We start from the raw sequence: 17174 nt of genomic DNA, 5'->3' as shown, positions 1-17174 counted from the left end.
AGTCCATATAAATATAGAACTCAGGTTGCTTAGTTGCGCTTTTTAAATACTGTCTACTTGACAGGGGTCACTCCAAATTAATGTTTCTTTACAATAAGTGTACTCTTACAGTTTAAGCATACTATTTCTTTTTGTTTGAATCCAAGGTGCTGCCTATTACAAGTTGGGAAAATAATACCAACAGAGGTTAAACGTAATGTATTATATTCATGACTCTAAAAACCCGTTGTTTAAGAGGAATTCATATAAGGGAGACGTAGTAATCAGTTCATAGGGCATTAACGAATTATATATGTAAATTGATTGCAGCTAGAGGGGAAATTAATTATTATAAGTAAAAAAAAGACACTCTCAAGAGTGCCTTCCTTTAGCAGCCGAATCCGCCGCCCCAACAGCTAGCCCCAACGATGATTAATAAAATAAAGAGTACAACAAGTAAAGCGAATCCGCCGCCGAAACCGCAGCCTCCACCACAAGTACCGCCATAGCCCATATTAACTCCTCCTTCCATAAAGACCATTTAATAATGGATTTAATTCACTTTATGTTTTTCCGGATAAACTTGAGCAGGTCCTTTTGAAAAATAAAGGTACTTGGAATTTTATAAGAGTTGACGACATTATTTTTGTCACCGCTATTCAGCTGATGACATATTGTATTTTATTCTGTGTATTGGGGGAAGGAGGATCTTTATGGCCAATTCTGAAATGATTTTACGATTACTTACGGATTTAAAGATTGAACAGCAAGCCTTAAAAGAGCAGTTGGAAAAAATACAAACAGCTGTGAATACTCTTGAAGAAAAATCAGCGATTGTGGAAGAAAAACCAACGACTATTGAAGAAAAACCAGCTGTTGCTGCTGCAAAGCAAAGAGCTCATTCTGGACGCCCAACATCTTTTCGTGCTTGGAGAGCATCAACTCAAAAAAATTCATAAAAATATAAGAAAAGAAGACATCTAGTAAGATGTCTTCTTTTGCTTGTACAATCCAAATGTGTTAAGAAGATATATCCATATTGCTTTAAAAATAAGAAGAAAATAACGATTGTCGACTCCTTTTTTAGTATAGCATGTAATAATGAAATTTTTCCATGTAATATTGCATATATATAGATTATACAATTTTTATGTTGTATATTTTAGTTGTCTGTTATTTGTTTTAATTCATTTACTTATATTATTTTTTGAGCGCCCCAGTGATGGGGCCTTTTTTTATAATTGTTTTAAAGCGGAAACCCCTCAAGTATAGTGAGGGGCTACATGACTAGGTAAATGAATGATTATTAGTGTTTAATGAGCTGAAGTTCAGGATATTGCTTCTGAATTTCTTCTAAATGATTTTCGTTTATTCCTTTTAAATTTTGATCAAAGAAGCTAGTTACTAGTTTATTAATGAGTGTATAATTTGCGGCTACATCTTCGTCTGGTTCGTTAATAATAGGTGAAAATGCTGCTAAATCTGTAAAACTAGTATGGTTTGTTTTTGGAATTACCACTGTGTACACGCCCGGTTTTTCAATAGTTTTATTTCTTAAATAGACTATTTCCAATAATTCATTTTGGATTCCGGTTATCTTTTGATTCTCAGCCTCTTTCATAAAATGAATCGTAGCTTCAGCATTCATCAACATGAATGGTTTTTGAGGACCGTCTTTAGGTAGTGGATCGCCATACAATCCGCCATCCATATCAATTGCAGCTTTAATACGCGCATCCTTTACTAACATTTGTGCGGAAGTTGCTCCGCCAAAAGAGTGACCGAACATTCCGATTTTGTCATAGTTAATTAAGTCTGCGATCGTTTTAAAACTTTTATCGAAATTACCTTCTATTACTTCGTTTAAAACAAAAGTAGTATCCTGTTCCCAGTTTTGAACTATGGTATTTAAGGCAGTAGGTGTATATTCAATTGGTATTGAGTCCACACGGTTTCCGTTAGGGAAAATCGTGGTTGCTGCATATCCTGTGAAGTTAAGAGCAATGATTACATAACCTTGACTAGCTAGCTCTTCTAACTGGAATGTATTTTGTTGACCATATAATCCCATCCCATGACCGAATAAAAGGAGGGGGAATTTCTCTTTATCTTGAAGTGGCTTAGCATCTTGATAACAATGTGTTTTTGTCAGCCCTAAATGTGTTGTTACGATATAGGGAGCACCGTTTGTTACTGCCAATTGTTCAGCCAGCTCGTTTATGTTCTCAAAATAGGCAGAAGGGTTCCCTGATCCTTTTTCGGCAGGATAGTATACTTGTATCATTAACTCACGATTTCCATGACTATTTGGTACAGTGGTTTCTTTTCGATTTGTATCAATTAAATGAAAAGTTTTCGTTCCTACTGTATATTTTCCAGTAGGCTCAGGGAGTGTTATGATTGGAAAAAGTAAAGGTAATGTAAACATTGCGATAGCCGTTACGATAATTCCTAGACCTTTTAAAACTTTCATCACTAACTTTTTAGAAACGGCTGTAGTTTTGGGTTTCAAAAAAACTTGTAATGTTAAAACGAACAATAAGAAATAGGCGGGGATCATACGCCAGTTTGCGCCAATTACAATGATGGTGGCAAATAAGAATGCATAATTGATCAGTAAAATGACTACATTTTTTTTCGTCAAACCTCGTTCGATAAAGATGGGAGTGATGCTAGATAAAAGTAATATAGCAACAAAAATGATTTCTAACATTTTTAGTTTTTAGCTCCTTTCCAAATTATATAAAAATAGATTGATAATTTATAACCTTCTCAATTATATAACTATCATTGATGATTGTATGCATGTAAGTAAGTTTAGAATGTTTTTACATGACATCTTAAAAAAAGTACTCATACGAGTACTTTTTCTTAAATGAATTATTATTTGTTTTTAAACCGTTCCCCATAAATGATAAACCATACCGATAACAAAAAATGCGAGTCCTACAAATAAAACGATTAAAGCAAGCATTCCATTTTTATTATGTTCCATACAGTCAGCTCCTTTTTAGTTATATACAAAAAAGCCTTTAGTCGTAATTATGGCTAAAGGCTTTGATCTTCATACTTTGTATTTTATAAAAAAGTTGTACTTCTGTATTAATTTGGAATATGATTATTTAAAGAGTAGGTGATGAGTACATGCAGGAAACAAAACAATTCCCGCTTATATCTGGAAATCTCTCATTAGATTTAGTGAATACAGAGTTAGTTAGGCGTGGACAACGTTATGATTTATTAATAACGGATGAAGATGTATTAGAATGGCTACATGTAATAAAGGTTAATCTGCCTTTTTGGAATGAAAAAACACTTATAGGAATTCAAGAGCGCATGGATCAAGTTACATCTAGCATATTAGAGGCAAGAGAAGTAATGAGAAAACAGTTTGAGGCAATTGCTGATCAGCACGAAATTTCTAATGATTTTATTACGTATTTGGAAAAACAAATTGAGAAGGCACCATTTACATATAAGGTCATTGAACAGTGTCTAGTACCTGTCCCAGTTGGAGAAATTGAGGATGTACTTGTATCGATAATTGCATTGGATGCTTTAACCTTAATAACAGAAAATGAGCTTATTTCTCTTAAAAGGTGTTCAAATCCCGATTGTGTTTTATTATTTATAGATAAAAGCGGAAAACGAAAATGGTGTTCTATGAAAATATGTGGGAACCGGAAAAAGGTAGCAAAATTTCAGGATCGAAAATGTGAAGAAGTTTAGGGAATCAACTTATATGAGTTGATTCTTTTTTTCTGCACCCTTAAACTAACCTCTAAAATTAATATTGACCGGTTAGTTTGTTTGGAATATAATTGTTGGTAAATAAAGGAGGAGAATGATGAACAATATAACAGCAGCTAAGAAGAAAGATGCTCCACCAATAAGTGTACGATATTTTGCAAAAATGAAAGGGAAAGGAAGAAGTCCGTTACAAGTAAATATAAAGGACTCTTTGACAGGACTATTAGGGGGATTTTTAACAATTCTCACCTTAACATATTTAACGAGTATAACTTCTACAGAATTGTTAATGGCTCCATTTGGGGCGAGTTGTGTATTAGCGTTTGGAGTTTGGAATGCACCGCTATCTCAGCCGCGTAATATTATTGGAGGACATTTGATTTCAACTTTTATTGGTCTATCAATATATCATTTGTTCGGGAATGAATATTGGACAATTGCTTTAGCAGTTGGGATGTCGATTGCTATTATGATGTTAACGAGAACAACGCATCCTCCGGCAGGGGCTGATCCAATTGTCGTTATTTTAGGAGCATACAGTTGGAGTTATTTAGTAACACCAGTTTTAGTTGGTTCTCTTGTTATTGTAGTTATTGCTTTATTCATTAATAACATGAGTAGTAAAAGAAGCTATCCAACTTTTTGGATATAATTTGTAAAGCGAAAAACAATTTGAGTAAGTATTTCGTTTTTACTATGTTTTAATTTTTATATAGAAAAAAGCCTTTAGTCGTAATTATGACTAAAGACTCCATTTCTCAAACTTTTTTAGTTTATAAAGAAAAGACACCCATATAAGAGTGTCTTTTCCGATAGTTTGTTTAGCAGAAGCAAGCAGCTCCAACGATGATTAATAAAATAAACAATACAACTAATAATGCAAATCCTCCAGCAAAACCGCAGCCTCCGCCGCAACTACCACCAAATCCCATAATAGTTCCTCCTTTAATAAGAGGGGAAAACAAAGGGTCACTCGTGTTTTTTAACGGATTCCATTTACTTTATGTTTGACGCATGAATGTGAGCAGGTCCTTTTGAAAATAAAAAAAGACACCTTGAGGTGCCGTCTGTCCCATGTATGTAATTAATATTCGCTAGCATAAAACTCTTTTATTAGCTTTATTTCATTTGTATCCGCTAGCATAAAACTCTTTTATTAGCTTTATTTCATTTGTATCCGGGTCAAATTTAAATATTTTAATTTGGTTAGATTCGTCTTTGTATGCAAATGTATTATCACCAACTTGGGTCATATTGCTGGTGTTTAAGATGGGATCACTACCATGATCAGTGATTTCTACAGTTTTCTCACGATCCCAAAATGCAATGACAATAATCAAGATGATAAGGCATATACGTATGTTACGTAGTTCTCTTGATACAGTATTCTCCATTTGATAGTCTCCTTTGTTGTTGAATAGATTTTGTTTATAAAAGAGATAATTCTTATGAAAATAAATAAAAAAGACACTTGAAAGTGTCTTTTTTATTTGAGTTATGCGCATTGCTTAATAAGACGCTAGTTCCTCAATCGGAATATGAGTAACTATGTAGGGTGATTTTATTATAACATTTTAACCAGTAATGGGTCTATATGGGATTTTTGTAATTATTACGTTTATTTATTCAGAATGATAGATGTATCATTCTGAATTTGATCTATTAAAAGCAGTGGAAAAGGCAAAGGGCATACTTTATTCCGTGTTATAGGAATGTATAGAGCTAGATTTCCCTTTACACAAACATAACGGTATAATATAGTTAAGTTAACTTAACTATAGAAACCGAAATAACAGCATGGAGGAAGAGTGCTATGACGAGAACGTATAAAGAAGTAATTAATGAAATGAACCGGGCTTATAATGAATTTTACATTTTACTATTTCAGGAGTTAAAAGATGAGTACGGTCTTACAGGACAGCAAGAAAGCATGCTATTTCATATTAATTTAAATGAAAACACGACAGCGAATCACATTGCGACTACTTTTAATATATCGAAAAGTGCTGTCAGCCAAGTTTTATCGAAATTGGAAAAGCAGCAGATGATTTCAAAACAAGTAAATCCTAATAATAAAAGGGAGTATTTCCTTACACTTGGTCCAAACGGTAGTAAGTATATGGAGCAGTTGTCTGAGTTAGATGATGTATTAATTGAGAAATACTTTTCTAAAATCGATATAAATGCTTTAGAGCAAATGACGGATACGTTAACGAAAATAAATAAGATTATATTGGAAGAAAAACAGAAGGATCTTAATTGTAATGAGTAAAAAGGAGGGGAAGCATGTGATGAGTTACATACCAAATATGATTACGATAGCAAACTTTGTATGTGGACTTCTCGCTATTTACGCTGTTTTCGTTCACGATATGTATGGTGCAGTTATGTTCATTATTACAGGTATGGTATTTGATCTGTTTGATGGCATGGTTGCTCGGAAACTGGATTCTGTTTCGGAAATTGGCGGAGAGTTAGACTCATTTGCGGATTTAGTTACTTTTGGTGTGGCGCCATCTATTCTTGCCTATAGTGTCGCTTTAAAAGATTTGCAATCTATCGGGATGATATGTGCGCTCGCTTACAGTATTTGCGGAATGCTTCGGCTTGCAAGATTTAACACGCAGCAAAGTAAACTCCCGACCTTTATCGGCATGCCCATTCCATTCGCAGCAATTTGTCTTCTTATTTTATGCCTCCTGAATAATCCAGTTTCCGTGGCGTTTGGTACATGCGTACTTGCTTATTTAATGGTGAGTAAAATTAAATTCCCTCATTTTAAAAAAGATATATCGGAAAGCTTAAAGTCCGAAAAATGGAATTGATGATACGGAATTACAATGAAAAAGATAAAGGAGCATAACATGATTCGTATGGCATTAAGATCATTTAACATACAAATATATTGTTTGCTAGGCGTGATGTTAGTAGGGTGGTTGCTGACCCCTTTTCGAGCCCAGTTTGTAGGGATAAGCATTGGCCTTTTAGTTAGTATGTACTGCGCCTGGATTTTAGGAAGGCGTATTGAAAAGTTCGGAGACAGCATCGTAAAAAAAGAAAAAGCACCGATGCTCGGAATGATGAATCGGTTCGCAGCCGCAATACTCGGTGCAATTATTATGTATGAAATTGAACACCATGAGTTCATGTGGACATTTGCATCTGGAATTATGGGTGGGTATTTCTTGGTTATTATTAATTTGGGGTATTATAGTATGAGAGATGGGAAGGAATAGATTAGTACACTTTAATTAGAAATTAAAACCCCCTCAAGTATGGAATGACATACTTGAGGGGGTTTGTTAACGATTACAATCAAACCATTTTTAAGTTATCTTTCTTCCGAAAAATGTAAAAACAAAAACATCTTTTGTCCATTTTCCTTTCCCATACATATATAATACGAACCCACTAATACTAGTCAGTATAATAAGTACAGCGAAATATATCGAATTTTTGTTATTACCATTCTTTAAGCTATCTATAATTTGCTCCTTAGTATGTCCAATATAAACAAATTTCCCGTATCTATTAGGTAATTCTTTTATTACTTTTCCATCTACTGACCCAAGTACAACTACATTTTCTTTATTTTCTACTGCTCTAAATGAATAAAAACGTTTTTTTCCATCTGCTAACTTTGTAGCATTCGCCTGAATATCATTTATTCTTGTTGAAATTACATTCTGATCATTTAATTCCATAAAGGGAGTTTCCAGAGACACATTTTCTTTATTTATTAATTTTAATTCTTTATTTCCTATATGTATGGGTTCATTATAAAAAGCTGTTACTTGACCGTTACTCCATAAAGAACGATTTGGTGCAGAAGTCTGTGTGTAGTATGTTGTTTTTTTCTTTTGAATTCGATTCACTACCGCATACCCATCAGCAAGTAGCGTTTCATCTCCTGTTACACGTTCAGAATATATCTCTCCCCTTACAAAATATATACCATTTGCAACCTTTTTTTCACTTGAAATCATCTGTATATCACCGAGTTCATTCCAGACTAAAAAACTATTTAAACTCTTATACCCATAAAAAACACATACAATTAATAAAATTGTAAACAATGCCCCTATTTTAATTGTTGCCTTTTTATTCACTGATTGTTATTCCCCCATATACTATTAATATTTTCATCTTAATTATAATTAGAACTATTATTGATGTACATTTATTCATCTTTTTTGCCCTAAGCTAACTTTGTTTACTTCACTTTTTTTAGGCACTATACATCTAGACGGTAAATCCATTGACCACGGCAAGACTTTATCAATTTCTTCTTTATTGTTTAAATCGTTATTGGATAGCGCTTCAAACAAATAACGAAGATAATGATAGGAACTTAGATTGTTCTTTTTTGTGATTTCAACCGGAAGGTTCTGTACAGACTCATCCCCATGGCCGCGTTTCTTCTTACGACGATAGGTGATTGTGTCAACAGGTTGGTTCGGGAGATCAGAATCACTTTCTTTCTCAGCCTCATTAAATAGTTCTAAAGCGAGTTTATTATTAGGTGTCTTTTCATAAAAAAATCTCCACATGTAGTATGTAAGGAGATTATCTCATGGGTATTTACAAATAGTGGGTGTGGAATATTTGACGCTTACTTTTACTTAGGTAGATTATTTTTTATGTTTTTTAAACATAAATTTGTAAATTAACCATGTAATAATTATTGCCACAGGAGTAATTAATGCACCGTTAAACATTTTTTGATATATGTATAACATATTTAAAAGTAATAAAGAAATAATTGTAATAATCATATTATATTTTGAAAAGGTTTCTACGAATTTAGAATGTGCAAATAACTTTTTGTATATAAAGTAAAAGATTACAAAAAGGATTGTTGTTACTAAACTAAAAACACTAATTTGAAGATAAAATATAACTATTAAATTTGTTACTGCTATTATCATTAACCAAAAAATTATAAACAAATTAGATAAAACTTCTACACTTACTAATAGAGCTCCTAGCGTTGCAATAAAAGCAGCAATTTTATTTGAGGAATCACCTTTGTTATGAGAAGAATTTTGTCTATTCATGAATAAAAATCAGCTCCAATTTTCTTTATCCCCTTTAAAATAGATAATCATTTGTATATCAAAAAAATCCATATATAAATGATTGTCTATTTTATATTATCAGAATTTTATTTTGTGTGGAATTGTATTATGTGATTGTTAGGCTCTTTTACCTAGGTACAAGGTGAAAATTTAAGAAAAATTTTATATTTACCCCACTCTTTATTTTAAAAGTTTTTCCTATCCTATAAACAAGTTACATCAAGGAGGAGACTGAAAATGAAGAAGTGGGGATTTTTTATTTTTAATATATTCCCGATATTCGAAGAGAAAGTAGAAGATTAAATATATGAACAAAGTACCGGTTCTTAAACTATGTTCTAAAATAATAGATGAAAATGTAAAGTTAGGGGATTCTACATGCATACAGGAGTTTTGATTAGTTATTTGTATACGTATTTTTTTACTATTATTTTTTGTATTGTGTTTCAAATTGGATTTTATTTTAAAGCGAAAAACAATATATCTATTCGGCATTTTCTATGGGTGTATGTTTTTCTATTCTACCTTTCGTTAGTGTATAGGGTGACGCAGATCGCGACTGTATGGGATATAAGTAGATATGAAACGTGGATTCGTGTAAATCAAATCAATTTGACTCTATTTGATACGGCGGGTAGTACTACGTATCTTTTGAACATTGTACTGTTTATGCCGTTAGGTTTTTTATTGCCGACTATTTGGCCGCAGTTTAGAAAAATGAAAAACACCGTATGTGCAGGATTCTTTTTTTCATTGGCAATTGAGTTAAATCAATTGTTAAATAATAGAATTACAGATATTGATGATTTATTTACGAACACCCTCGGGGCGATTATTGGGTATTTATTATATAGCGTTTTATTTAAAATGATATTTAAAAGAGAGGAAAAAAAGTTTGATACGAACTCTTCTCTAGTCATAAAATACGAGGCTATTTTTTGTTTAGTGTGTTCATTTGTAGGTGCGATGTTAATTTATCATCCAGCTTTATTTGGAAGACCTGTAATCATTCAGTGAGGTGATTAAGAATTTTTTTAACGCTCGTACGATATTTCAATTTGCAAAAAGCCTTTAACTCATTATAGTTAAAGGCTTTTATTATCATAATTTTAGTTACCAACTACCCACTCGAGCATCCGTCTTCAACCACTTCACCCAATCCAAATCCTCTACTTTAAGCAAACTCAGTGAAACACCTTTCATATCTAAAGAAGTTAGGAGGGTACCAACTTTTACGAATGTAACTTGTAATCCTTCAAGCTCACATAAACGGCGAATGTCGTTTGCGAAAATGTATTGTTCCATTAATGGTGTCGCGCCGAGTCCATTAATGAGAATGGCGAAGTTGTCACCTTTTCTCCAGCGGTAAATGCTTTTTAATTTGTTCATTAGTTCAATCGCTAATATTTCAGAAGAGGATAGTGCTTCTTTACGGTAACCTTTTTCTCCGTGAATGCCGACGCCGTAAAAGACTTCATCTTCGTTTAATGTGAATGAAGCTTTTCCTTTCACTGGATCGTTTGCAGGTGAAAGGGCGACTCCTAATGTGTGTAAGTTTTCGGTAACAGAACGGCCGAGTGCTGTTAGTTCTTCTAAAGAATGTCCTTCAAGAGCGGCCGCACCAAGTATTTTTTGAACGAATACAGTACCGGCTACGCCGCGTCTTCTTTTATTAAAAGAAGCATCATCTTCAATTGAAACGTCGTCATTTACGATGATGTGGTCAATTTGTCTTCCTTCTTCTTTGGCAATTTGCTTTGCCGCTAGAAAGTTTTCAACGTCATCTTTAAAGTTTTTAATGATGAATAAAATACTTTTCTCTATTGGCATGAGTCGAGTAGCCGCTACAATTTGTTCTACTGTAGGCGGAGTGAAAATATTGTCGTTTACTGCCGCCGTAAGCATACCTTTTCCTACATAGCCAATATCAGCTGGTTCATGTCCGCTACCACCGCCGCTTATAATAGCGACGTTTTGCTTCATTTTCTCGATATCTTTTACATAAATGATGTTATTTGTTTCGTCGTAATTTACTTTGTCGTTATGTTCAAAATAAAAGCCATGCATCATATCTTGAACGATATTTTGTACATCATTCATAATCTTTTTCATTGCTTTTGCCACCCTTTAATTACTTTGCTGATTGCTCCAGTAATAGTAGTAATTGATTGTTTATCATATTTTTCATGAGAGAAGACATAATGGAAGGATCTACTTCACATTTGCTTTCGATCCAATCTTTTATCGTTCCAACGAAGCCGTGACTATAAAAGGAGGCAATCGTATTTTTTGTCTCATCAGAAAGGCTGAATCCACAGCTCATAGATAGTTCATCAATAATTTTCATATATAAGTTTTTCGTATGCTCAAATAAATAGTGATTAAACGAGTTTTGTTCAATGACTTTAAAAGCATTTCGGTAAAATTTTTGATTTTCATAAAAGTAATCAAATAATAAATCGAAAATGTTTTCCCATGTTTCATAGTCGAGAAAGTCGATAATGTTTTCCTTCGTTTCTTCTCTATAAATCCAGCTTAATAGTTCAAATTTATCTTTGAAATGATAATAAAAAGTTTGCCTACGCATTTGACAGTGTAACATAATATCGCTCACTGATATTTTATGAAATGACTCTGTTTCCATTAAATACTTCAATGAGTTCGCGATTATCTTTTTAGAAATTATAGAAGAGGTCATCTGAATCATCCCTAGAATGTTATTAATATAAAAATCCTATCTATAAATGAGAGCGGTGTCTTTAGACAGATTGTCCATTTTGTCCGTTTACTATAAAACGCTTTCATTTTAACATGAGTAGTAAGAAGAAGATTTCAAATATATCACAATATATTAAAGGAATTGAGGGAGAACTACAATGAAAAAGATTTTAAACAAACCAGAAACATTAGTAATGGAAATGTGTAACGGAATGGTTATGGCTCATCCGGAGCTTGAGCTTTTGAAAAAATATAAAGTAATTAAGAAGAAAGAAATGAACGAAAACAAAGTAACGTTAATTAGTGGCGGCGGTAGTGGTCATGAGCCGGCACATGCAGGATTAGTCGGAAAAGGAATGTTAGATGCGGCAGTGTGCGGAGATGTATTTGCTTCTCCTTCACAAATTCAGGTATACCAAGCGATTAAAGAGACAGCTAGTAAAAAAGGTACGTTATTAATTATTAAAAATTACAGCGGTGATATTATGAATTTTAAAAACGGTGCGCATTTAGCGACTGAAGATGGAATTGAAGTTGACTACGTAAAAGTAGATGATGATATTGCGGTAGAGGATAGTTTGTACACAGTAGGACGCCGCGGCGTTGCGGGAGTTATTCTCGTCCATAAAATTGCCGGTGCAGCAGCGGAAGCAGGTATGGATTTAGGAGCGGTGAAAGCAGTAGCAGAAAAAGCAGCGGCTAACGTGCGTACAATCGGTTTAGCATTAACTTCTTGTACAGTTCCAGCGAGCGGATCACCTACTTTCACACTTGCAGAAGATGAAATGGAATACGGCGTAGGTATTCACGGTGAACCAGGAATTAAGCGTGAAAAAATGCTGTCGGCTGATGAATTAGCTAACCGTATGACAAATGATTTAATGAAAGATTTAGGAGTAAAAGACGGCGAGGAAATCGCACTTCTAGTTAACGGTTTTGGCGGAACACCACTGCAAGAACTTTACCTGTTTAACAACGCAGTTACGAGAGAACTAGCTGCCAGAAACATTAAAATTAATAGAGTATTTGTCGGTAACTATATGACGAGTATTGATATGGCAGGTATGTCTTTAACAGTGATGAAATTAGATGATGAGTTAAAAACATTACTATCTAAAGAGTGTAATACACCTGCGTTTAAAGTAGATGGACCGGTTGAAAGTGTAGAGTACGTGAATGTACTTGAAGAGACAGAAGAGAAGGAAGTTTCGTTCGAAATAGAAACAGCGGAAGAGCACGCTGTTATTAAAAATAATGTCATTACATTAAACAACATGATTTATCTCGTTGATAAAATGAGCGATATTATTATTAAAAATGAAGTACCGTTCTGTGAGTTAGACACACATGCAGGTGACGGCGACTTCGGAATGAGTGTGGCAAAAGGATTTAAGCAATTAAAACGTGAGTGGCATTCTATTGTAGAACAAGAGAATGTAACGATCGGATCATTCCTTGATGGCTGCTCAATGATTATTATGGAACATTGCGGCGGCGCATCTGGTCCAATTTGGGGCGGTGCATTCCGCGCAGCTAGTAAAGCAGCAGGCGAGAAGCGTGAGTTAACAGTGAAAGAATTCGCTGAAATGTTACAAGCAGCACTGCAAGGTATACAATCTATCGGTGAAAGATCATTCGGAAGAGGAGCAGTAGTTGGTGACAAAACACTAGTTGACGCACTTGCTCCATGTGTAGACTCTTGGTTAGCTAGCGCTTCAAACGAAGAAGACATGAAAGCTGCCTTTGAAAAAGGTGCAGAAGCAGCGGTTAAAGGAGCAGAGTACACGAAAGAAATCGTAGCTCGCATGGGCCGTGCCGGTACAGTTGGTGAAAGAAGTTTAGGCTATCCTGATGCAGGTGCGCATGCGCTTGGGGTTATCTTTACGGAGATTGCGGGTAGTTTGAAATAGAAGTTAGAAGATCCCCTCTGCCTTATGGTGGAGGGGATCTTTAATTATAACCATCATTCTTCCAGTGAAAAAATTTATTTGTTAGCCAATCTAGAAGCCGCCTCTTCAACTTCTTTATATGCGTTTTGTAATACTTCAGTTGGATCTAGTACTGCTGTTCCTTGTGCACGAACGATTTGATAATCTTCAATACCAAGAAAATTAAACATTGCTTTTAAATATTTATGAGAGTATTCCACTTCTGTATACCAATCATCATTTGTATAGATTCCTCCACTTGCTTGTATAACAAGCATTCTTCTTCCATCTTTAAGTAGTCCCACTGATCCAGTTTCAGTATATTTAAATGTTTCACGTGCAATCATGATATTGTCCATGTAATCTTTTAACTTTGATGGAATATTAAAGTTGTGCAAAGGTAATACGATAACATACGTATTTGCACTTTTAAATTGTTGTAAAATTTCGGACATACGCTCTGTTACTTTTTGTTCTTCATCAGTTAACTTTTGTCCATTTCCTTGCTTTTCCCATGCGCTTAAAACAGTTTTATCTATCATTGGTACTACATCATCGTATAAATTAATCTGTTCAATCGTTTCATTATTAGGAATTAATTCTTTATAAGATACTAAAAAGTGGTTAAGAACCTTAATGCTGACTGATGATGTATCATCCACTTTCGGATGTGCGTTTATGATAAGTGTTTTGTTCATTTGTATTTCCCCTTTTTAAAAGTTTTTACATTTTAATCGTCGACCAAGTTAATCGTCGATTAACTTGGTCTTTAATATAAACTCTGAAATTATTTTTGTCAAATGAAATACATACTATTCTAAAAGAGCCTTTTTTTATTTGACTAAAATTCTAAATGGTCCTAAGATACAATTTGATAACCCTTAAAATAAAAAGCAGGTGATTTGTATATGCAATATAGTGTTGGGGTTGAATATGCCTTGCATTGCCTAGTTTATTTAATTAATACTCCTTCTAAGGAAAGTGTTGGAATAAAAGATTTGGCAGAGTTTCAAGGACTTTCTGAAACATTTCTTTCAAAAGTTTTCGGTAAATTATCTAAAGCTGACATTGTGAATTCTGTCCCAGGTGTAAAGGGAGGATATAGGTTAGCTAAGTCCCCAGAAGATATTTCTTTTTGGGATGTAATAGAAGCTGTCGAAGGTCCAAAGCCTATTTTTCAATGTAAAAATATTGTGCAGAATGGTCTACTATATCGAGATGAGGCTTGTAATTCTTGTGAACCTAGCAATTCTTCTTGTACAATTAACTTAGTAATGCTTGAAGCAGAAGAACACATGCGTGAGTTTCTCCGTAAAAAGACTCTTGCATGGTTAGATAAAGAACTTGATATTGTTTTACCTGAAAAGACAAGGGTAGATACTCGTGAATACTTCAAACAAAAAAACTCTAACTAAATCGCCATGACGAATTAGTTAGAGTTTTTTTTGTTTGTTTTTTAACATTAATTCCATCATGTGAGTACTTCATCATAAATTCCTTCTTTAAATATCACATTTAATTAACTCATAAAGTTTCAAATTGATTAACATTAAAATTCTAAAAAATACAATTTTATTTTCGTGAAAAGTAAATGAATTTATGTTTTCAGATATTTTAAACATAGTGAAAATCACCTTTGAAAAAGGAGCAGAGTATACGAAAGAAATCGTAGCTCGCATGGGCCGCGCCGGTACAGTTGGTGAAAGAAGCTTAGGCTATCGCAGGTGCACATGCGCTTGGAGTTATCTTTACGGAGATTGCGGGTAGTTTGAAATAGGAATGAGAAAGTCCCTCTGTCTTAAGTCGGAGGGACTTTTATATAGTTGATATGTAGAAGACTTCTTTCAGTACTTTTTGCTTATTTGAGAGATTTCTTCAATCAAATTGTATGTTAGACTTAGTTTTTTTGTGATTGCAGCTTATCGATTTTCCAGTGTGCTCCTAGAGGATCTAAAGAGCTTTCAATATGAAACATATATTCATCTGCGGTACTTGGTACTTCAAAAGCTATTTTTAATTCTGCCGTTTCATTTGGTTTAACTTGTATATCAGAAGGGTTTTGGTCAAGCACCTTTCCTTCATAAGTTTTTCCGTCTTTTTCATCTTTTAAGTTATATTTTAATTCTGATAGTCCAATCATTTGACCACGTACATTTTTTACAGAGACATTAACAACGATAGAATCGTTGCTATCATTTAAATATGCACTTTGAACAGCGCTCAAGTAATAGCCGCCCTTAACACTCTCACCAACTAATAAAATACCTTGTTCCAAGCGGCTCATATCTTCTTTTTCTTCAAAATTTATTAATTCTTCATTTTCATTTTTTGCGGTTGGTTCTTCTATTGGACCATTTTCAACGGCAATATCTTTTTTATCTTGTGTGCAAGCAGCCGTAACACTGACTAATACTAGAATGAAAGTAAATAATATGGATAATTTTTTCATAAAATTTATCTGTCTCCTTAAGTTTCTCAATTTTGTACAACGATACATATAAGATTAACATAATGTCTCATTATTGGCTCCAAATAGGGGGCTTTTAGACGCCTTATTCTTTTTACTTTTAATATACATTTGATTGGTTCTCACGATATTTGTTAATCTTTTAAAACATTGGCTTAGTAATACCAAGGATTATTATAGATATATTAATCACATAATTTGTCCCTATCAAAATGAGCGCCTTTTGCATCTAATATATTGTAAATATATTTTATTTTGAAAGGATGTGATTATATGGCTCATAAATCTACTGGAGTGTTTCGAGTTCCAGTTTCTGAAAATGGGATTATTCCAACTGCTCTCAACATTATGTTAAACAATGATTCACGCTGCCATACTAGTAATGTAACGGTAACTGTTAAGAGAAGTCCAAACACTTCTTTCCCAACTCAAAATGAATTAGTTGAAATCTCTCGTACTTTTGTTTCTTTAGAACCAAACAGAACAACTAAGATTGTGTTGTTTACTCCAGAATTCCAAATAGAAGATTTTCTTGATGTTATTATTAGTGGAAATAAAGACGATGTTAAGGATGTTCTTGTATATTCTTTCTTAGCAGATTCAGCAGGTCACAATCTGCCATCTACTGTTTTCAGAAATGCAGAATACACTTTTGCTTGCTGACAATGTGATGATGTATTCTTTACTATCATATCAAGGTGCCATCCTGCAGCTTGAATCATCTTAATTTTATTGTGTTGTTATTATATAAGAAAAGAAGACATCGATTAAGATGTCTTCTCTTACTTGTACACTTGGTGTTAAGAAGGTATCATATTGCTTAAAAACCATGAAAAAATATAACAATCATCGAGTAAGCCTATTATAGCATCAATAAATAGGTTTCAATATGTAATGTTACATATATATAGATTTATTTATATTTAATCTATATAGTTAAATTGTCTGTTATTTGTTTTAATTCATTTACTTATTGTATTGTATTTTATTTTATTTTTGAGTGCTCCAGCAATGGAGCCTTTTTTTATATTGGTGAGATTGTATTAATATGAAAGAATAGAATTAACTGTATATTGTAAGGGTGATATACCTATGGAGTTTTTGTTTGAGCTTCTAAAAGAATTGGTGAAAGCCATTGTACGTGAAGTTTCTGCATATGTTTTATTTACATAAAATTCGCCTTTTTCTATAATCCTATTCATCTTTTTATACGTTTCTATCATGGCGGTACCCCATTTATAGGTTATGAGAAAG

Annotated in this window: 20 protein-coding genes and 1 pseudogene; 11 read left to right on the top strand and 10 right to left on the bottom strand. The window is 33.5% G+C overall.

Translation table 11 applies throughout. The annotated features are described in order from the left end of the window. Positions 1 to 367: 367 nt before the first annotated feature. Positions 368 to 493, bottom strand: coding sequence for a YjcZ family sporulation protein (locus V7S50_RS26330; RefSeq protein ID WP_000540385.1), 126 nt, complete (start codon positions 491 to 493; stop codon positions 368 to 370). Between the two features lie 199 nt (positions 494 to 692). Here V7S50_RS26330 and V7S50_RS26325 point away from each other — a divergent pair, with 199 nt between their 5' ends. After that, positions 693 to 938: a hypothetical protein gene (locus V7S50_RS26325; protein ID WP_060629775.1), complete on the top strand. Its 246-nt coding sequence runs from the start codon at positions 693 to 695 to the stop codon at positions 936 to 938. A 347-nt stretch (positions 939 to 1285) separates the two neighbouring features. Here the strand turns inward: V7S50_RS26325 and V7S50_RS26320 are convergent, their stop codons facing one another. Further along, on the bottom strand, positions 1286 to 2692 hold the full coding sequence (locus V7S50_RS26320; RefSeq protein ID WP_242255743.1) for an alpha/beta hydrolase family protein: 1407 nt from the start codon (positions 2690 to 2692) through the stop codon (positions 1286 to 1288). A 431-nt stretch (positions 2693 to 3123) separates the two neighbouring features. Between V7S50_RS26320 and V7S50_RS26315 the strand changes: the two genes are divergently transcribed. Further along, the gene (locus V7S50_RS26315; protein ID WP_242255741.1) at positions 3124 to 3708 is read left to right on the top strand and encodes a CGNR zinc finger domain-containing protein; all 585 of its coding nucleotides are present in this window, start codon (positions 3124 to 3126) and stop codon (positions 3706 to 3708) included. Between the two features lie 118 nt (positions 3709 to 3826). Next, entirely contained in the window at positions 3827 to 4381 is a 555-nt protein-coding gene (locus tag V7S50_RS26310) for an HPP family protein (protein WP_063222031.1), read from the top strand. 169 nt (positions 4382 to 4550) lie between these two features. On the opposite strand, the gene V7S50_RS26305 is transcribed toward V7S50_RS26310, so the two are convergent. Next, positions 4551 to 4661, bottom strand: a complete 111-nt coding sequence (locus V7S50_RS26305; RefSeq protein ID WP_000505679.1) for a YjcZ family sporulation protein — start codon at positions 4659 to 4661, stop codon at positions 4551 to 4553. A 192-nt stretch (positions 4662 to 4853) separates the two neighbouring features. Further along, positions 4854 to 5123 carry a YmzC family protein gene (locus V7S50_RS26300; RefSeq protein WP_242255739.1) on the bottom strand — a complete coding sequence of 90 codons (270 nt, stop codon included), beginning with the start codon at positions 5121 to 5123 and terminating at the stop codon, positions 4854 to 4856. Between the two features lie 419 nt (positions 5124 to 5542). On the opposite strand from V7S50_RS26300, the gene V7S50_RS26295 reads away from it, so the two are divergent. The 3 genes from V7S50_RS26295 to V7S50_RS26285 are packed head-to-tail and all read left to right on the top strand — an operon-like array spanning position 5543 to position 6965. Next, positions 5543 to 6001: a MarR family winged helix-turn-helix transcriptional regulator gene (locus tag V7S50_RS26295; protein ID WP_242255738.1), complete on the top strand. Its 459-nt coding sequence runs from the start codon at positions 5543 to 5545 to the stop codon at positions 5999 to 6001. Between the two features lie 19 nt (positions 6002 to 6020). Beyond that, the gene (gene pssA / locus V7S50_RS26290) at positions 6021 to 6554 is read left to right on the top strand and encodes a CDP-diacylglycerol--serine O-phosphatidyltransferase (RefSeq protein ID WP_242255750.1); all 534 of its coding nucleotides are present in this window, start codon (positions 6021 to 6023) and stop codon (positions 6552 to 6554) included. Positions 6555 to 6593: 39 nt separating this feature from the next. Beyond that, positions 6594 to 6965: an ATP synthase subunit I gene (locus tag V7S50_RS26285; protein WP_063222028.1), complete on the top strand. Its 372-nt coding sequence runs from the start codon at positions 6594 to 6596 to the stop codon at positions 6963 to 6965. Positions 6966 to 7055: 90 nt separating this feature from the next. On the opposite strand, the gene V7S50_RS26280 is transcribed toward V7S50_RS26285, so the two are convergent. Together V7S50_RS26280 and V7S50_RS26275 are read right to left on the bottom strand one after the other, a co-directional pair. After that, complete coding sequence (locus V7S50_RS26280; protein WP_242255737.1) at positions 7056 to 7838, bottom strand: hypothetical protein; 783 nt, start codon at positions 7836 to 7838, stop codon at positions 7056 to 7058. 522 nt (positions 7839 to 8360) lie between these two features. Beyond that, on the bottom strand, positions 8361 to 8786 hold the full coding sequence (locus V7S50_RS26275; protein WP_242255733.1) for a hypothetical protein: 426 nt from the start codon (positions 8784 to 8786) through the stop codon (positions 8361 to 8363). Between the two features lie 399 nt (positions 8787 to 9185). On the opposite strand from V7S50_RS26275, the gene V7S50_RS26270 reads away from it, so the two are divergent. Next, entirely contained in the window at positions 9186 to 9824 is a 639-nt protein-coding gene (locus V7S50_RS26270) for a VanZ family protein (protein ID WP_242255731.1), read from the top strand. A 96-nt stretch (positions 9825 to 9920) separates the two neighbouring features. On the opposite strand, the gene dhaQ is transcribed toward V7S50_RS26270, so the two are convergent. Both dhaQ and dhaS read right to left on the bottom strand, forming a co-directional pair. Next, positions 9921 to 10919 (bottom strand): DhaKLM operon coactivator DhaQ, encoded by a 999-nt coding sequence (dhaQ, locus tag V7S50_RS26265; protein WP_242255729.1) that lies wholly within the window; start codon positions 10917 to 10919, stop codon positions 9921 to 9923. A 19-nt stretch (positions 10920 to 10938) separates the two neighbouring features. Further along, a complete protein-coding gene (gene dhaS, locus V7S50_RS26260) occupies positions 10939 to 11505 on the bottom strand; it encodes a dihydroxyacetone kinase transcriptional activator DhaS (RefSeq protein WP_000204216.1) in 567 nt (188 codons plus the stop codon). A 178-nt stretch (positions 11506 to 11683) separates the two neighbouring features. Between dhaS and dhaK the strand changes: the two genes are divergently transcribed. Further along, complete coding sequence (dhaK, locus tag V7S50_RS26255; RefSeq protein WP_242255727.1) at positions 11684 to 13435, top strand: dihydroxyacetone kinase subunit DhaK; 1752 nt, start codon at positions 11684 to 11686, stop codon at positions 13433 to 13435. A gap of 74 nt (positions 13436 to 13509) precedes the next feature. Here dhaK and V7S50_RS26250 read toward each other — a convergent pair whose 3' ends face one another. Continuing rightward, the gene (locus V7S50_RS26250; RefSeq protein ID WP_060489122.1) at positions 13510 to 14151 is read right to left on the bottom strand and encodes an FMN-dependent NADH-azoreductase; all 642 of its coding nucleotides are present in this window, start codon (positions 14149 to 14151) and stop codon (positions 13510 to 13512) included. Positions 14152 to 14361: 210 nt separating this feature from the next. Between V7S50_RS26250 and V7S50_RS26245 the strand changes: the two genes are divergently transcribed. Together V7S50_RS26245 and V7S50_RS26240 are read left to right on the top strand one after the other, a co-directional pair. After that, on the top strand, positions 14362 to 14868 hold the full coding sequence (locus V7S50_RS26245) for an RrF2 family transcriptional regulator (protein WP_001200337.1): 507 nt from the start codon (positions 14362 to 14364) through the stop codon (positions 14866 to 14868). Positions 14869 to 15094: 226 nt separating this feature from the next. Further along, a pseudogene (locus V7S50_RS26240) lies at positions 15095 to 15230 on the top strand (DAK2 domain-containing protein); the annotation flags it as partial. 120 nt (positions 15231 to 15350) lie between these two features. Here the strand turns inward: V7S50_RS26240 and V7S50_RS26235 are convergent. Next, positions 15351 to 15902 (bottom strand): DUF4352 domain-containing protein, encoded by a 552-nt coding sequence (locus V7S50_RS26235; RefSeq protein ID WP_242255725.1) that lies wholly within the window; start codon positions 15900 to 15902, stop codon positions 15351 to 15353. A gap of 291 nt (positions 15903 to 16193) precedes the next feature. Between V7S50_RS26235 and V7S50_RS26230 the strand changes: the two genes are divergently transcribed. Continuing rightward, the gene (locus V7S50_RS26230) at positions 16194 to 16583 is read left to right on the top strand and encodes a hypothetical protein (protein ID WP_029437700.1); all 390 of its coding nucleotides are present in this window, start codon (positions 16194 to 16196) and stop codon (positions 16581 to 16583) included. Positions 16584 to 17174: the final 591 nt, after the last annotated feature.

Source organism: Bacillus sp. CCNWLW194, assembly GCF_037120585.1.
Taxonomy (GTDB): domain Bacteria; phylum Bacillota; class Bacilli; order Bacillales; family Bacillaceae_G; genus Bacillus_A; species Bacillus_A basilensis.
This window is presented reverse-complemented; position numbering and strand designations above follow the sequence as displayed.

Coding starts and splice junctions, on each gene's coding strand:
- V7S50_RS26330 (WP_000540385.1), bottom strand. CDS start 493: ATGGGCTATGGCGGTACTTGTGGTGGAGGCTGCGGTTTCGGCGGCGGA.
- V7S50_RS26325 (WP_060629775.1), top strand. CDS start 693: ATGGCCAATTCTGAAATGATTTTACGATTACTTACGGATTTAAAGATT.
- V7S50_RS26320 (WP_242255743.1), bottom strand. CDS start 2,692: ATGTTAGAAATCATTTTTGTTGCTATATTACTTTTATCTAGCATCACT.
- V7S50_RS26315 (WP_242255741.1), top strand. CDS start 3,124: ATGCAGGAAACAAAACAATTCCCGCTTATATCTGGAAATCTCTCATTA.
- V7S50_RS26310 (WP_063222031.1), top strand. CDS start 3,827: ATGAACAATATAACAGCAGCTAAGAAGAAAGATGCTCCACCAATAAGT.
- V7S50_RS26305 (WP_000505679.1), bottom strand. CDS start 4,661: ATGGGATTTGGTGGTAGTTGCGGCGGAGGCTGCGGTTTTGCTGGAGGA.
- V7S50_RS26300 (WP_242255739.1), bottom strand. CDS start 5,123: ATGGAGAATACTGTATCAAGAGAACTACGTAACATACGTATATGCCTT.
- V7S50_RS26295 (WP_242255738.1), top strand. CDS start 5,543: ATGACGAGAACGTATAAAGAAGTAATTAATGAAATGAACCGGGCTTAT.
- pssA (WP_242255750.1), top strand. CDS start 6,021: ATGAGTTACATACCAAATATGATTACGATAGCAAACTTTGTATGTGGA.
- V7S50_RS26285 (WP_063222028.1), top strand. CDS start 6,594: ATGATTCGTATGGCATTAAGATCATTTAACATACAAATATATTGTTTG.
- V7S50_RS26275 (WP_242255733.1), bottom strand. CDS start 8,786: ATGAATAGACAAAATTCTTCTCATAACAAAGGTGATTCCTCAAATAAA.
- V7S50_RS26270 (WP_242255731.1), top strand. CDS start 9,186: ATGCATACAGGAGTTTTGATTAGTTATTTGTATACGTATTTTTTTACT.
- dhaQ (WP_242255729.1), bottom strand. CDS start 10,919: ATGAAAAAGATTATGAATGATGTACAAAATATCGTTCAAGATATGATG.
- dhaS (WP_000204216.1), bottom strand. CDS start 11,505: ATGACCTCTTCTATAATTTCTAAAAAGATAATCGCGAACTCATTGAAG.
- dhaK (WP_242255727.1), top strand. CDS start 11,684: ATGAAAAAGATTTTAAACAAACCAGAAACATTAGTAATGGAAATGTGT.
- V7S50_RS26250 (WP_060489122.1), bottom strand. CDS start 14,151: ATGAACAAAACACTTATCATAAACGCACATCCGAAAGTGGATGATACA.
- V7S50_RS26245 (WP_001200337.1), top strand. CDS start 14,362: ATGCAATATAGTGTTGGGGTTGAATATGCCTTGCATTGCCTAGTTTAT.
- V7S50_RS26235 (WP_242255725.1), bottom strand. CDS start 15,902: ATGAAAAAATTATCCATATTATTTACTTTCATTCTAGTATTAGTCAGT.
- V7S50_RS26230 (WP_029437700.1), top strand. CDS start 16,194: ATGGCTCATAAATCTACTGGAGTGTTTCGAGTTCCAGTTTCTGAAAAT.